General features: G+C 74.3%; 15 protein-coding genes. 6 read left to right on the forward strand and 9 right to left on the reverse strand.

The features are described 5' to 3' along the window. Positions 1–32 precede the first annotated feature (32 nt). Both ACZ6C1_RS25240 and ACZ6C1_RS25245 read right to left on the reverse strand, forming a co-directional pair. Positions 33–1,334, reverse strand: coding sequence for an ABC transporter substrate-binding protein (locus ACZ6C1_RS25240; protein WP_469243425.1), 1,302 nt, complete (start codon positions 1,332–1,334; stop codon positions 33–35). Further along, positions 1,309–1,827, reverse strand: a complete 519-nt coding sequence (locus ACZ6C1_RS25245; RefSeq protein ID WP_469243511.1) for an MTB12 C-terminal domain-containing protein — start codon at positions 1,825–1,827, stop codon at positions 1,309–1,311. Before ACZ6C1_RS25245 ends, ACZ6C1_RS25240 begins: the two co-directional genes overlap by 26 nt. 95 nt (positions 1,828–1,922) lie before the next feature. On the opposite strand from ACZ6C1_RS25245, the gene ACZ6C1_RS25250 reads away from it, so the two are divergent. From ACZ6C1_RS25250 to ACZ6C1_RS25260, 3 genes are read left to right on the forward strand one after another with little or no spacing between them, the layout of a single operon-like run. Then, a complete protein-coding gene (locus ACZ6C1_RS25250) occupies positions 1,923–2,315 on the forward strand; it encodes a hypothetical protein (RefSeq protein WP_469243427.1) in 393 nt (130 codons plus the stop codon). Positions 2,316–2,322: 7 nt separating this feature from the next. Next, complete coding sequence (locus tag ACZ6C1_RS25255; protein ID WP_469243429.1) at positions 2,323–4,998, forward strand: ABC transporter permease subunit; 2,676 nt, start codon at positions 2,323–2,325, stop codon at positions 4,996–4,998. Further along, positions 4,995–5,690: an ABC transporter ATP-binding protein gene (locus tag ACZ6C1_RS25260; protein WP_469243431.1), complete on the forward strand. Its 696-nt coding sequence runs from the start codon at positions 4,995–4,997 to the stop codon at positions 5,688–5,690. The genes ACZ6C1_RS25255 and ACZ6C1_RS25260 overlap by 4 nt, the downstream gene beginning before the upstream one ends. On the opposite strand, the gene ACZ6C1_RS25265 is transcribed toward ACZ6C1_RS25260, so the two are convergent. Next, entirely contained in the window at positions 5,641–6,258 is a 618-nt protein-coding gene (locus ACZ6C1_RS25265) for a LysM peptidoglycan-binding domain-containing protein (RefSeq protein ID WP_469243433.1), read from the reverse strand. The genes ACZ6C1_RS25260 and ACZ6C1_RS25265 overlap by 50 nt on opposite strands. A gap of 9 nt (positions 6,259–6,267) precedes the next feature. Then, positions 6,268–6,396, reverse strand: coding sequence for a hypothetical protein (locus ACZ6C1_RS25270; RefSeq protein WP_469243435.1), 129 nt, complete (start codon positions 6,394–6,396; stop codon positions 6,268–6,270). A gap of 54 nt (positions 6,397–6,450) precedes the next feature. On the opposite strand from ACZ6C1_RS25270, the gene ACZ6C1_RS25275 reads away from it, so the two are divergent. Together ACZ6C1_RS25275 and ACZ6C1_RS25280 are read left to right on the forward strand one after the other, a co-directional pair. Then, entirely contained in the window at positions 6,451–7,248 is a 798-nt protein-coding gene (locus ACZ6C1_RS25275; RefSeq protein WP_469243436.1) for a hypothetical protein, read from the forward strand. 206 nt (positions 7,249–7,454) lie between these two features. Further along, positions 7,455–7,742: a hypothetical protein gene (locus ACZ6C1_RS25280; protein WP_469243438.1), complete on the forward strand. Its 288-nt coding sequence runs from the start codon at positions 7,455–7,457 to the stop codon at positions 7,740–7,742. A 70-nt stretch (positions 7,743–7,812) separates the two neighbouring features. Here ACZ6C1_RS25280 and der read toward each other — a convergent pair whose 3' ends face one another. The 5 genes from der to aroH form a co-directional block, all read right to left on the reverse strand. Continuing rightward, a complete protein-coding gene (der, locus tag ACZ6C1_RS25285) occupies positions 7,813–9,261 on the reverse strand; it encodes a ribosome biogenesis GTPase Der (protein ID WP_469243439.1) in 1,449 nt (482 codons plus the stop codon). 70 nt (positions 9,262–9,331) lie between these two features. After that, positions 9,332–9,976, reverse strand: coding sequence for a lysophospholipid acyltransferase family protein (locus ACZ6C1_RS25290; RefSeq protein WP_469243440.1), 645 nt, complete (start codon positions 9,974–9,976; stop codon positions 9,332–9,334). Next, on the reverse strand, positions 9,973–10,635 hold the full coding sequence (cmk, locus tag ACZ6C1_RS25295; RefSeq protein ID WP_469243513.1) for a (d)CMP kinase: 663 nt from the start codon (positions 10,633–10,635) through the stop codon (positions 9,973–9,975). The genes ACZ6C1_RS25290 and cmk overlap by 4 nt, the downstream gene beginning before the upstream one ends. Positions 10,636–10,788: 153 nt before the next feature. Beyond that, positions 10,789–11,874, reverse strand: coding sequence for a prephenate dehydrogenase (locus ACZ6C1_RS25300; RefSeq protein ID WP_469243441.1), 1,086 nt, complete (start codon positions 11,872–11,874; stop codon positions 10,789–10,791). After that, positions 11,871–12,233: a chorismate mutase gene (gene aroH, locus ACZ6C1_RS25305; RefSeq protein WP_469243442.1), complete on the reverse strand. Its 363-nt coding sequence runs from the start codon at positions 12,231–12,233 to the stop codon at positions 11,871–11,873. The genes ACZ6C1_RS25300 and aroH overlap by 4 nt, the downstream gene beginning before the upstream one ends. A gap of 113 nt (positions 12,234–12,346) precedes the next feature. On the opposite strand from aroH, the gene ACZ6C1_RS25310 reads away from it, so the two are divergent. After that, the gene (locus tag ACZ6C1_RS25310; RefSeq protein ID WP_469243443.1) at positions 12,347–12,682 is read left to right on the forward strand and encodes a DUF952 domain-containing protein; all 336 of its coding nucleotides are present in this window, start codon (positions 12,347–12,349) and stop codon (positions 12,680–12,682) included. The last annotated feature ends 16 nt before the right edge of the window (positions 12,683–12,698 follow it).

Raw genomic sequence — 12,698 nt, forward strand, 5'->3', positions numbered from 1 at the left:
GGACTGTACTTGGCTTTTCCCGGCCAGGGCGGTCAGGGCCGGTAGGGGAGCTGGGGGACGGTGGCGCAGTTGCGGTCCATGTCACCTCCCTGGGTGACCCAGCCCCGGCCGTCCTGCCAGCGGGCGACCGACAGGCAGGTGTGACGGGTCTTCGGTGGTTCGGGGAGCCGCTCGAAGCGGACGGGCAGGAGCAGCCCCCGGGCGGTGTACGGCTCGCCGCGGTTGACGAACCGTTCGACACACGCGCGCGTGAGGCCGGTCGTGGCGCAGGACGTGGCGGCGTCCGTGAACCACATGGCGGCCGCCCAGCCCTCCAGCGCCCACTGGGAGAGCGGCTTGTCCTTCATGTGCGCCTCCATCGCGTCACGGAACTCCCGTACGGCGGGATGGGCCTTCTCGTCGTGGTTGCGGCTGGCGCCGGTCACCCACAGGGCGTTGCGGCAGCGCGGGGCGTCCTCGAAGTCGCGCGGGACGGCCTGGTTCCAGTTCTGGACGTTGGTGACCTTGGCGGTGACAGTCGCTCCGACGTCGTCCATCGCCGCGCACAACTGGGCGTTGCCGTGCGTGTCGAGGGCGTCGAAGACGAGGTCGACGCCCTGCTGGCGGAGGTCGGCGGCGACGGCCCGGTAGTTGGGGAGGGCGAAGTCGACCTGTTCGGTGACGACCCGGTAGCCCTCAGCCTTCAGGCCGTCGGTGACCAGCCGGGCGTACGCGGCGGACGCCGCCTGGTTGTAGGCGACGACGGCCGCCGTACGGGCTCCGAGCTCCCGCTTGAACCAGCGGTAGACCTCGGTGCCGCCGGTGAGGACGCCGTTCCAGCCGGGCTCGTCCCCGGTGCGCGGGGCGGAGCTGCCGTAGATGCCGTACAGGTGGGGGTACGTGTCGTACGCGGGGCCGAGCGGCTGGCCGCCGATGTCGGGGACGCCCGCCCGGGACACGCGCGCGGCGCCGGCGTAGTCGAGGGCCGTGGTGGCGACCAGCGCGAAGACGCGCTTGTCGTCGACGAGCTCGTGCACGCACTCGTTGTTGCCGATGCCGCTGCCGCCGTCGTCGCAGGTGATGGTCTCGATCCTGCGGCCGTCGATGCCACCGCGGGCGTTGAGGACGGCGAAGTACGCCAGCGCCCCGTCGCGCGGGCCGGTGAGGGCGCCGCCGCCGACGGGACTGGTGGCACCGGTGATGATGCCGATCCGGATCGGCTCCCCGCCGCCGGTCGTCGGGGCGGGGCGCCGCGACGTGAAGTCGCTCTCCGGGAGGCGGCTGCCGCAGGCGGCGCTCAGTAGGAGGAGCGCCGCGAGCAGGAGGGACTCAGCAGCCCGGCACGGGAGACGCATTGGGGCTGAGCTTGACCAGCGCGCACAGCGTCTTCGCGGACACCTTCCAGATGTCGTCCTGGTGCACGGACGTGCCCCTGGTGTCCGGCAGGGCCGGCTGGCCGCCGACCAGCAAGTCGTAGGTGACGTCGGCCTGGGTGGGCGAGGTGAACGTCACGTTCTTGACCGTCGCGGAGGCCTGCGCGGCCTGCGGGCTGCCGGAGAACGCCTGGAGCACGGGCCGCATCTGTTCGCCGTTCTCCAGCAGCCTGGTCTTCTCCTCGACCGGTGTCTTGGGGTCGAAGAAGGCCACCCAGTTCTTCTCGACCTCCTGCCGGGCCGCGGCCGGGTCGGAGGGCTGATTCTGCGCCGTGGGGGCGGTCGGGCTCGGGGACGTCTGCGATCCGCCGCCGTTGTCGTCGCCGCAGCCCGCGGCGGCCGGTACGACGACGAGGATCGCGGCCGCCGCCAGTGCCGCCGTGCGGGGATGCTCGCGAAGAGACTTGTGGACCATCTGGCTCACCGCCGGGTTCCGGGGTCTGTGCCTTATTGGGCCTTCCTGGGCATAGTGCAAGGAATCGACGCACATCGCCAGCCGGAGGATTCGGGATGCCGACATCGCGGATGCTGTGGTGGGGCGGGATCGTGGCCGCCGCCACCGGCGCGGTGCTGTGTGTGCTGGGCTGGTACGGGGTGTCCGGCGAGCGCTTCGCGGAACGGCAGATCCCGTACCTGGCTTCGTGCACCGTGCCGGGCGCGGCGCTGATGGTCGCGGGGGCGGTCCTGCTGTCGGGGGTGCCGCTGCGGCGCCCCCCGGAGCACGGGCCGCAGGAGCCCGCCTCGGTGGTGGACCGGCCCTCGTCCGACGCGCCGCCCGTGCGGGTGCCGGGCGGCACGCTTGCGCACCGCCCGGACTGTCCGCTGGTGGCGGGCAAGGCGGACGCGGTGCCGGTCGGCGCGGAGGCGCTGGAGCCGTGCCCGGTGTGCGAGCCCGGGAGCTGACGCCCCGGTGTCGTCGCTGACGTACGAACTCGTCCTGGCCGGGCTCGCGGTGGGCAGCGCCGCCGCCCTGACCGGCATCGGACTGATCGTCACGTACCGCGCGACGGGCGTGCTGAACCTCGCGCACGGCGCGATCGCCATGGTCTGCGCCTACGTCCTGCGCCACCTGGTGGTCGAGTGGGGCTGGCCGCTTCCGCTCGCCGCCTGCCTGACGCTGCTGGTGGTGGCTCCCGGCATCGGGCTGGTGCTGGACCGGGCGGTGTTCCGGCCGGCCGCGGTGCTCGACCTGGACCCGGCGCGGACGCTGGTGGCATCGATCGGCGTGTTCGTGCTGCTCGTCGGGGGCGCGGCGCTGGTGTGGGGCGGCGGGGCCCGGGCGGACGCGCCGGTGCTGCTGGGCGACGACCCGTGGCTGCAACTGGCCGTGGTGCTGCTGGTGGGCGGCACGGTGGGGACGGTGACCCGGTGGACCCGGCTGGGGCGTGAGCTGCGGGCGGTGGTGGACAACCGGGAGCTGGCGGTGCTGGGCGGGATCGACGCGGACCGGGTGTCGGCGGCGGGCTGGGCCTTCGGGGCGTTCACGGCGGGGCTGACCGGCGTGCTGCTGGCGCCGTACGTACGGCTGGACCCGTACGGGCTCCCGCTGCTGGTCGTCGAGGTGATCGCGGTGGCGGTGGCGGCCCGGATGCGGAGCCTGCCGGTCGCGGTGGGGACGGCTCTGGCCATCGGGGTCGCCCAGGCGCAGCTGACCCGCTTCCACCCGGAGGGCTGGGCCGGACCGCTGGTCCAGGCGGTCGCCACGAACCTGTTCGTCGTCGCCCTGCTGGTCACCGCGCTGGCGCTGCCGGGCGTGGGCGCGCGGGACGCCCTGCCGCGTACCTCGACGGCGGGGGCGCGCGTCCCGGCCGGGCTGTGGGTGGCGACGGGCGTGCTGTTCCTGCTGCCGCTCGGTTTCGCCGGGAGCGATCTCCAGACGGCGGTCCAGGTACCCGCGCTCGCCGTCGTCCTGTTGTCCCTGGTCGTGGTCACCGGCCGGGGCGGCCAGATCTCCTTGGGCCAGGCGGCGTACGCGGGCCTGGGCGCCCTGTTCACGGCGCTGCTGGCGGCGGGCCGTTTCCCGGGCCTGCCCCGGCTGCCGGAACTGGTGGCGCTCCTGGCCGCCGCCGTGCTGGTCGCCCCGCTCGGCCTCCTCACCGGCTGGCCCGCGATCCGCCGCCACGGCCTGGCCCTGGCGCTGGCGACCCTCGCGGTGGGGGTGGCGGTGAGCCGGTTCGTCTTCGCACAGCCCTACGCCACGGCGGGCCTGTCGGTCTCCCGCCCGGCCGGGCTGGTGTCGGACCGGGCCTACTACGCCGTGGAGCTCGTCGTCCTGGCGTGCGCCCTCCTGCTGGTCGCGGCCCTGCGCAGGGGCCGCACGGGCAGGGCGCTGGCGGCCCTGCGCGACCACGAGGCGGGCGCTGAGGCGGCGGGCGTGCCGGTCCCGGCCCTGAAGCTGCTCGCCTTCGTGGCGGGCGCGGCCCTGGCGGCGGTGGGCGGCGGCCTGATGGGCATGGGCGTCCAGGCGTTCGACCCGGCGGCGTTCGACCCGGTGCGCGGCCTGCTGTGGTTCGCCGCGGTCCTGGTCCTGGGCGCCGACAGCCTGCTGTCCCCGCTGGCCGCCGCGGCCCTTCTGGTCGGCCTCGACGCGGGCGCCCGCGGCGGCGCGGCGGCCGCGGTGATCGGCCTCCTGGCCGCGTTCACGGCCCGCGTCCCGCCGCTGACGTCACTGCTGCCGGCGCGGTCCCGCGTCCCCGACGCGGCACGCCCACGGCCGCGCACCGCCGCGCCCCGCCCGCGCCGCCCGGCACGCGCGCGTGAGACCCGCCCGCCCGTACCCGCCGACGGCGCACCGGCACCCACGGGAAGGCCTGCACCCGGCCTCCCCACCCGCACGGGTGAAGCGAGCGGGCGCACCGGCCCGGCCGGCCGCCGGGCGCACCCCCACCGGCCCGGGGCCGCACCCGCGCCGCGCCCCGCCCCAACGCCGGCCCCCGCCCCCGCCCGCGGCCTGGAGGCCCACCGCCTCACGCTCCGCTACGCGGGGTTCACCGCCCTGGACCGCGTCGACCTCCTCGTGGAACCCGGCAGGGTCACCGCCCTCGTCGGACCCAACGGCGCCGGCAAGAGCAGCCTGTTCCACTGCCTGGCCGGCACCACCCGCCCCACGTCCGGCCGGGTCAGCCTGGACCGGACCGACATCACCGCACGCCCCGCGCACGCCCGCACCCGGCTCGGGATCGCCCGGACGTTCCAGGAGCTGGCCGTGTTCCCGTCCCTGACGGTCGAGGAGAACGTACGCATCGGCAGCGAGCAGGGCCGTGTACGCGACGATCCGTACGCCGTCGGGCGGGCCCTGCGCCTCCTCGGCCTGACCGGCGTCCGCCACCTGCCCGCCGCCGGGCTGTCGACGGGCGCGCTGCGGCGCGTCGAGGTGGCCCGCGCCCTTGCGGGGCGGCCGCACACACTGCTGCTCGACGAACCCGCCGCCGGGCTGGACGCGGACGAGACCGCCGCCCTCGCACGTGTGCTCACGGCGCTCGCCGCGGACGGGACGGCCGTGCTCGTCGTCGAGCACGACCTCGACCTGGTCGCGGGCATCGCGCACACCGTCCACGTCATGGAGGCGGGGCGGATCGTGTCATGAGCGTCGAGATCGCGCTGCGCGCCGCCCGCGTCCGCTACGGCCCCCTGGAGGCCCTGCACGGCGTCGACGTGCCGGTCCCGCCCGCCACCGTGACCGTGCTGCTCGGCCGCAACGGCTCCGGGCGTACGACCGTGCTGCGCGCCCTCGCCGGTACGGTGCCGCTCAGCGCCGGACGTGTGCTGTGGCGGGGTGCCGACGTGACGCGGCTGCACGCCCACCACCGGGCGCGCCGCGGCCTGTGCTTCGTACCGGACCGCCGTGCCGTGTACGCCACGCTGACGGTCGCCGAGAACCTCGGGCTGACCGCCCGGGACGGGGACCTCGCGCCCGCCCTCGACGCGTATCCCGAGCTCCGCCCGCTCCTCCCCCGTCGTGCCGGGACGCTCTCCGGGGGCGAGCAGCGGATGCTCGCGCTCTCCCGCGCCCTGCTCACACCCGCGCGTGTCGTCCTCGTCGACGAGCCCGCCCTCGGCATGTCGCCCGGCGTCGCGGCCCGCACCTACCGCCTGCTGGGCGGGCTGTGCGCACGGGGCGCGGCGGTCGTGGTGGCCGAGCAGCGCCCGCCGGCCGGCCTCCCGCGCGGGACCCTGGCTCACGAACTGCGGCGCGGCACCCTGTCCTTCAGCGGCGAGCTGGCCGAGTTCACTTCCCGGCCGCGGGAGGCGGGACGGCCGCCTTCGGGGCGGGCTTGAGCCCGGGGAGGCCGAGCAGCATCCCCGGCCGGATCCGGTTCGGGTCGGTCCCCACGACCTTCCCGTTGGCCTTGTACAGCGCCTTCCAGCCGCCCGGCACTTTGAACCGCCGCGCCACGGAGGTCAGGGTGTCGCGCGGCTGGACGGTGTGGGCGCGGCCGGACAGTCCGTACTTCTTGGAGCAGGTGGGCCAGGCATTCCAGCCGTGCCAGCGCAGCACCTCCTCGGCGACCGAGATCTGCTGGGCCCGGGTCGCCAGGTCGGCGCGGCGGGCGTGGGCGAGGCCGCCGTACGTCTCCCAGGTGGACTGTGCGAATTGCAGGCCGCCGTAGTAGCCGTTGCCGGTGTTCAGGTTCCAGCGGCGGCCGCTCTCGCACTCCGCGACGCAGCCCCACGGCCACTGGTCGTCGGCGCAGCCGGCGGCGGCCACGGGCTGGGCCCGGGGGCCGGGGGCGGGCGGGGGCGGGTGGGCGCCGCGCACGTCGGGCGCCGCGCCCGCGCCCGTCGTCCCGGCAACGGACAGCAGCACGGCGGGCAGCACGGCCGGCCACAAGCGGATCTTCGGCATCGGCCCACGCTAGGCGGCGTCGTGCCGCTTCCCGCCGCCGCCGCGCGGGGCGGCGGCGAGACCCACCCGGTCGGCCGACGCGCCGAGGCGGGAGTCAACCCGTGACTCCGGCCGCAGATCACCCGTTGAACTCTTCATGAGACGAGCCGGGATCCGCCCGGCATCGCACGCATTGAGTCCGAGGAGCCACCCTTGCCCCGCATGCTCGACGTCAGCGAGGACGTACGCGCCGAGATCGGCGACGAGGAAGCCGACCGGCTGCTCGCCGGTGAGAACGCCCCCGGCAGCTACGACTGCACCTCCTGCCGCACCCCGGGCGACTCCGAGCAGGAGCGCACCAGCACCGTCCTGTTCGTGGGCGAGGAGACCGCCGTCCTCGCCTTCGCCCACGCCACCTGCATCCCCTCCCAGGTCGTCAAGGTCGCCGAGGAGCAGCTCCAGGGTGCCGTCCGGTCCATCACCGGCGCGGAGGCGCAGGGGGCCGCCGCGGCGCCCTCGGTGCCCACGGCCGCCGGTGACCAGGCCGTCCTGGGCGTCACCAGCGGTCTCGTACTGATCGACAACGAGCTGCACCCGGCGCTCGTCGTCGAGCCGACCGCGCCCATCGCCCGTCCCGGTTCGATCGGCGGTGGCGACGAGTTCCTGCCGCTGCTGATCGAGCAGGGCTTCCTGCCGGTCGGGGACGTGAATCACCGGCCGAGCCCGATCGCCGGCTGGTCGGTGCTGCTCGCCATGGGCCAGCTCCACGCCATCCTCCAGCCGGGCACGGGCGGTGGCAGCCCCGTCGCCTGGTGGCAGGCCCACCAGCCGCTCCAGGTGACCGAGGGCTGGCGGGCGGCGGCGAACAAGTCGCACACGGTGCTGGTCTTCGCGGCCCCGGTCGGTTCCATCGGCCAGCAGCCGCGCGAGGACCTGCTGCGAGACGCGCTGGAGAAGGCGGCGGCGAACGGCCGGCTGGTGGCGGCGGCGATGCCGCTGGCCGGCACCTGATGCACACCAGGGCCACGGAGGGCCGGGCCGCGGAGGACCCGGCCGCCCGCCCCGCCGCGCGCCCCGCCGCACGGCCCGCGTTTGCGCCGCCCGCTCCGCGACCGCCGTTTTCCGACCCGGGCCCGCATCCGAAGGGCGGTGAGGTCGTTGGCTCATACGTGCACGCATACGAGCCTTCCCGCCAGCCGTACCAGCAGATTCCCGCCATGCGTTCCACGCAGGACGGACTGTCCGCCCCGTCGGCCACGCCGATCTACGACGCGTTGTACTCCGAATACCTGAGGTCGTTCAGGACCCTGCCCGGCGACCGCAGCGGCGAGGAGGACCTCGACTTCCGGGGGTTCGGTACGTTCGGGTCGGGCGGCACGGGTTCGTATCAGACGCAGCAGAGCAGCGGCTATACGGGAAACTGGCAGCCGGTCGCGATGCGGCGGGCCACCGGGCAGCACCACGTGCCGGCGGCACTGCCACCGGCGCCTCGCAGAGGTTTGTGAACGGACGACGGCGGGGCCGGAGCGTGGGATTCGCTCCGGCCCCGCCGTCGTCATGCGCCGGGCGGGCGCGTCACTTCTTGCGGCCGCGCTTCTCGCGCACCCGCACGGAGATGTGGATCGGGGTGCCTTCGAAACCGAACTCCTCGCGCAGCCGGCGCTCGACGAACCGCCGGTAGCCGTGCTCCAGGAAGCCCGAGGCGAACAGTACGAACCGCGGCGGCTTGGTTCCCGCCTGCGTACCGAACAGGATGCGCGGCTGCTTGCCGCCCCGGATGGGGTGCGGGTGGGCCGCGACCAACTCACCGAGGAAGGCGTTCAGCCGCCCGGTCGGGACACGCGTCTCCCAGCCGGCCAGCGCCGTCTCGATCGCCGGGACGAGCCGGTCCATGTGGCGGCCGGTGAGGGCGGAGACGTTGACGCGCGGGGCCCAGGCCACCTGCTGCATCTCGGTCTCGATCTCGCGCTCCAGGTAGTAGCGGCGCTCCTCGTCGAGCTCGTCCCACTTGTTGTAGGCGATGACGAGGGCGCGACCCGCCTCGACGGCCATGGTGATGATCCGCTGGTCCTGGACGGAGATGGAGTCCGTCGTGTCGATCAGGACGACGGCCACCTCCGCCTTCTCCACGGCGGCGGCGGTGCGCAGCGAGGCGTAGTAGTCCGCGCCCTCCTGGAGATGCACCTTCTTGCGGATGCCGGCGGTGTCGACGAACTTCCAGGTGGTCCCGCCGAGCTCGATGAGCTCGTCGACCGGGTCGCGGGTGGTGCCGGCCATCTCGTTGACGACCACCCGCTCCTCGCCGGCGATCTTGTTGAGCAGGGAGGACTTGCCGACGTTCGGGCGGCCGATGAGGGCGATGCGGCGCGGGCCGCCGACGGCGGTGCCGAAGGACTGCTCGGGGGCCTCGGGAAGGGCCTTGAGGACCTCGTCGAGGAGGTCGCCGGTGCCGCGGCCGTGCAGGGCCGAGACGGGGAACGGCTCTCCCAGGCCCAGGGACCAGAGCATGGAGGCGTCGGCCTCGCCGGAGGGGCCGTCGACCTTGTTGGCGGCCAGCACGACGGGCTTCCCCGCGCGACGCAGCAGCTTGACGACGGCCTCGTCGGTGTCGGTGGCGCCGACGGTGGCGTCAACGACGAAGACGACCGCGTCGGCGGCCTCGATGGCGAACTCGGCCTGGGCGGCGACTGACGCGTCGATGCCGAGGACGTCCTGCTCCCAGCCGCCGGTGTCGACGACCTTGAAGCGGCGGCCGGCCCACTCCGCCTCGTAGGTGACGCGGTCGCGGGTGACGCCGGGCTTGTCCTCGACGACGGCCTCACGCCGGCCGATGATGCGGTTCACCAGGGTCGACTTGCCGACGTTCGGCCGGCCGACGACGGCGAGGACGGGGAGCGGGCCGTGCCCGGCCTCCTCGATGGCGCCTTCGACGTCCTCGATGTCGAAGCCCTCTTCGGCGGCGAGCTCCATGAACTCCGTGTACTCGGTGTCGCCGAGTGCCCCGTGGTCGTGCTGGTCGTTCATGAAGTCCGTTCCTCGTTCATCATCGTCATCGGCGGGATCGAGTGATCCGCTACTCAAGACTCAGTCTCGCTCAGCGCCCGGTGAGGCGCCTGGCGTTTTCCAGGTGGGCGGTGAGCCGCTCCTGGATGCGTACGGTGGCGTCGTCCAGCGCCTTGCGGGTGCGGCGTCCGGAGCCGTCCCCCGCCTGGAAGGCGTCGCCGAAGACGACGTCCACGCGGCTGCGCAGCGGGGGCAGCGCCTTTATCAACCGTCCGCGGCGGTCGGTGCTTCCCAGGACGGCGACCGGGACGATCGGGGCGCCGCTGCGGAGGGCGAAGTACGCGAGGCCCGCGCGCAGCGAGGCGAAGTCGCCCACGCCGCGGGTGCCCTCGGGGAAGATGCCGAGGACACCGCCGCCCGCCAGGACGTCCAGGGCCCCGGTGATGGCGGTGCGGTCGGGTGTGCCGCGGTCCACCTTGACCTGGCCGATGCCTTCCAGGAACGGCCCGAGAGGCCCCTTGAAGGCCTCCTTCTTGATCAGGAAGTGCACGGGCCGGGGCGCGGTCCCCATCAGCATGGGGCCGTCGAGGTTGTGCGCGTGGTTGACGGCGAAGATCACCGGCCCGGAGGCGGGGACCCGCCAGGCGCCGAGGACGCGTGGCTTCCACAGCCCGTACATCAGCCCGATGCCGATGCCCCGGCCGACCGCGGCGCCCTTCTGGGAGGGTGGGGTCACTTGGCGGCCCGCTTCTCCTCGACGAGCGTGACGACGCACTCGACGACCTGCTGGAGGGTGAGGTCGGTGGTGTCGACCTCGACGGCGTCGTCCGCCTTGGCGAGCGGTGACGTCTTGCGGCTGGAGTCGGCCGCGTCGCGCTTGATCAGCGCCTCGCGGGTGGCGTGGACGTCGGCGCCCTTGAGCTCGCCGGAGCGGCGGGCGGCGCGGGCCTCGGGGGACGCGGTGAGGAAGATCTTGAGGTCGGCGTCGGGCAGGACGGTCGTCCCGATGTCCCGCCCCTCGACGACGATGCCCTGCTCGGCACTGGCGGCGATGGACCGCTGGAGGTCGGTGATCAGGGCGCGCACCTCGGGCACCGCGCTGACGGCGCTGACCTTGGAGGTGACGTCCTGCGTACGGATGGGGCCGGAGGCGTCCATGCCGTCGACGGTGATCGTCGGGTGGGACGGGTCGGTGCCCGAGACGATGACGGGCTTGCCCGCGGCGGAGGCGACGGCGTCGGCGTCGTCGACGTCCACACCGTTGGTGATCATCCACCAGGTGATCGCCCGGTACTGCGCGCCGGTGTCCAGGTAGCTGAGCCCCAGCTTGGCGGCGACCGCCTTGGAGGTGCTCGACTTGCCCGTGCCGGAGGGGCCGTCGATGGCGACGATCACGGATTCCACGGTGTCGGACACCTTCCTGATACGCGGGAGAGGGCCGGCCGGTTGCCGAGGGGCCCTGCACAAGGTTACCGACTGCTGCCGCCACCCCTTGCACCCATTCGGGCTACCCCCCTCACCCGGCCGCCCCGCCGGCCCCCGGCGCCCTTACTGCCGCAGCGCCCAGCCCCGCTCGCGCAGTGCCGTCGCCAGCACCGGGGCGGAGGCGGGCTCCACCATGAGCTGGATGAGGCCCGCCTGCTGGCCGGTGGCGTGTTCGATGCGGACGTCCTCGATGTTGACGCCCGCGCGGCCCGCGTCCGCGAAGATCCGGGCGAGCTCGCCCGGCTGGTCGCTGAGGAGGACGGCGACCGTCTCGTAGGCGACCGGGCCGCCGCCGTGCTTGCCGGGGACGCGGGCGCGTCCGGCGTTGCCGCGGCGCAGCACGTCCTCCACGCCGGTGGCGCCGTCGCGGCGCTTTTCCTCGTCGGCGGACTGGAGGGACCGCAGGGCCTGGACGGTCTCGTCGAGGTCGGCGGCCACCCCGGCGAGGACGTCCGCGACCGGGCCGGGGTTGGCCGACAGGATCTCGACCCACATGCGCGGGTCGGAGGCCGCGATGCGGGTGACGTCGCGGATGCCCTGTCCACAGAGCCGTACCGCCGTCTCGTCCGCCTCCGCCAGCCGCGCGGCGACCATCGACGACACCAGCTGCGGGGTGTGCGAGACGAGCGCGACGGCCCGGTCGTGGGCGTCGGCGTCCATGACGACCGGCACCGCCCGGCACAGCGCGACCAGCTCCAGAGCGAGGTTGAGCACCTCGGTGTCCGTGTCCCGGGTCGGGGTCAGCACCCACGGGCGGCCCTCGAACAGGTCGCCCGTCGCGGCCAGCGGACCGGAGCGTTCCTTGCCGGACATCGGGTGCGTACCGATGTACGAGGACAGGTCGAGGCCCATCGCCTCCAGCTCCCGCTTGGGGCCGCCCTTGACGCTGGCCACGTCGAGGTAGCCGCGGGCGATCCCGCCGCGCATGGCGTCGGCGAGGGTGGCGGCGACGTACGCCGGCGGTACGGCGACGATCGCGAGGTCGACGGGGCCCTCGGGCGGCTCTTCGGTGCCGGCCCCGCGCGCGGCGGCGGTGCGGGCCCGGTCCGGGTCGTGGTCGACGAGGTGGACGGTGACACCGCGCCCGGTCAGCGCGAGGGCGGCCGAGGTGCCGATCAGCCCGGTTCCGATGACGACGGCGGTTCTCACTGGGCGATGTCCTTGCGGAGGGCGGCCGCGGCGCCGAGGTAGACGTGCGCGACTGCGGACTTGGGGAGGTCGGTCTCGACGTGGGCGAGCAGGCGCACGACCCGGGGCATCGCGCCGGCGATGTCCAGTTCCTGCGCACAGATCAGCGGTACGTCCACGATGCCCAGCTCGCGCGCCGCCGCGGCGGGGAAGTCGCTGTGAAGGTCGGGAGTGGCGGTGAACCAGATGCTGATGAGGTCGTCGGAAGCCAGGCCGTTGCGCTCCAGTACGGCGGTGAGCAGCTCGCCCACCTGGTCCCGCATGTGTCCGGCGTCGTCCCGCTCCAGCTGGACGGCCCCTCGGACCGCTCGTACCGCCACGTCCCGCTCCTTCACCTGTTGCCGCTCGACGCGAGTGCTGTCGTTCAGCCTAGTCAGCCCGGGGAACCGCGCCGGATCCGTCCGGCATGCAGACGGCGGGTAGAACTGTGTCCATGCTGCTTCACGTCGTACCGGAGCCGGAGTGGTCGGCCGCTCCCGGGCATCCGTACCGCCCCGCCTCCCTCGCCTCCGAGGGTTTCGTGCACTGCTCGGCCGACGAGGGGACGGCGCTGGCCATCGCCGACGCCCATTACCGGGACGTGCCGGGTCCGCTGCTGTTGCTGGCGCTCGATGAGGCGCTGCTGACGGCGGAGGTCCGCTGGGAGGGCGCGGAGGGCCGTCTCTTCCCGCATGTGCACGGTCCGGTCGACCGCGCCGCCGTCGTGGACGTGCGGGAGATCCGCCGCGATGGGGCCGGCCGTGTCACGGGGCTCGCCCCCTGGGCGTAAGCGCCCGCGCGGGTGC

The organism is Streptomyces sp. NPDC041796, assembly GCF_055590785.1.

What these genes read in the sequence shown, in the direction of transcription:
- ACZ6C1_RS25265 (WP_469243433.1), bottom strand. Translation starts at nt 6,258, where the DNA reads ATGCCGAAGATCCGCTTGTGGCCGGCCGTGCTGCCCGCCGTGCTGCTG.
- ACZ6C1_RS25310 (WP_469243443.1), top strand. Translation starts at nt 12,347, where the DNA reads ATGCTGCTTCACGTCGTACCGGAGCCGGAGTGGTCGGCCGCTCCCGGG.
- der (WP_469243439.1), bottom strand. Translation starts at nt 9,261, where the DNA reads ATGAACGACCAGCACGACCACGGGGCACTCGGCGACACCGAGTACACG.
- ACZ6C1_RS25240 (WP_469243425.1), bottom strand. Translation starts at nt 1,334, where the DNA reads ATGCGTCTCCCGTGCCGGGCTGCTGAGTCCCTCCTGCTCGCGGCGCTC.
- ACZ6C1_RS25245 (WP_469243511.1), bottom strand. Translation starts at nt 1,827, where the DNA reads ATGGTCCACAAGTCTCTTCGCGAGCATCCCCGCACGGCGGCACTGGCG.
- ACZ6C1_RS25260 (WP_469243431.1), top strand. Translation starts at nt 4,995, where the DNA reads ATGAGCGTCGAGATCGCGCTGCGCGCCGCCCGCGTCCGCTACGGCCCC.
- ACZ6C1_RS25280 (WP_469243438.1), top strand. Translation starts at nt 7,455, where the DNA reads ATGCGTTCCACGCAGGACGGACTGTCCGCCCCGTCGGCCACGCCGATC.
- ACZ6C1_RS25250 (WP_469243427.1), top strand. Translation starts at nt 1,923, where the DNA reads ATGCCGACATCGCGGATGCTGTGGTGGGGCGGGATCGTGGCCGCCGCC.
- ACZ6C1_RS25270 (WP_469243435.1), bottom strand. Translation starts at nt 6,396, where the DNA reads ATGAAGAGTTCAACGGGTGATCTGCGGCCGGAGTCACGGGTTGACTCC.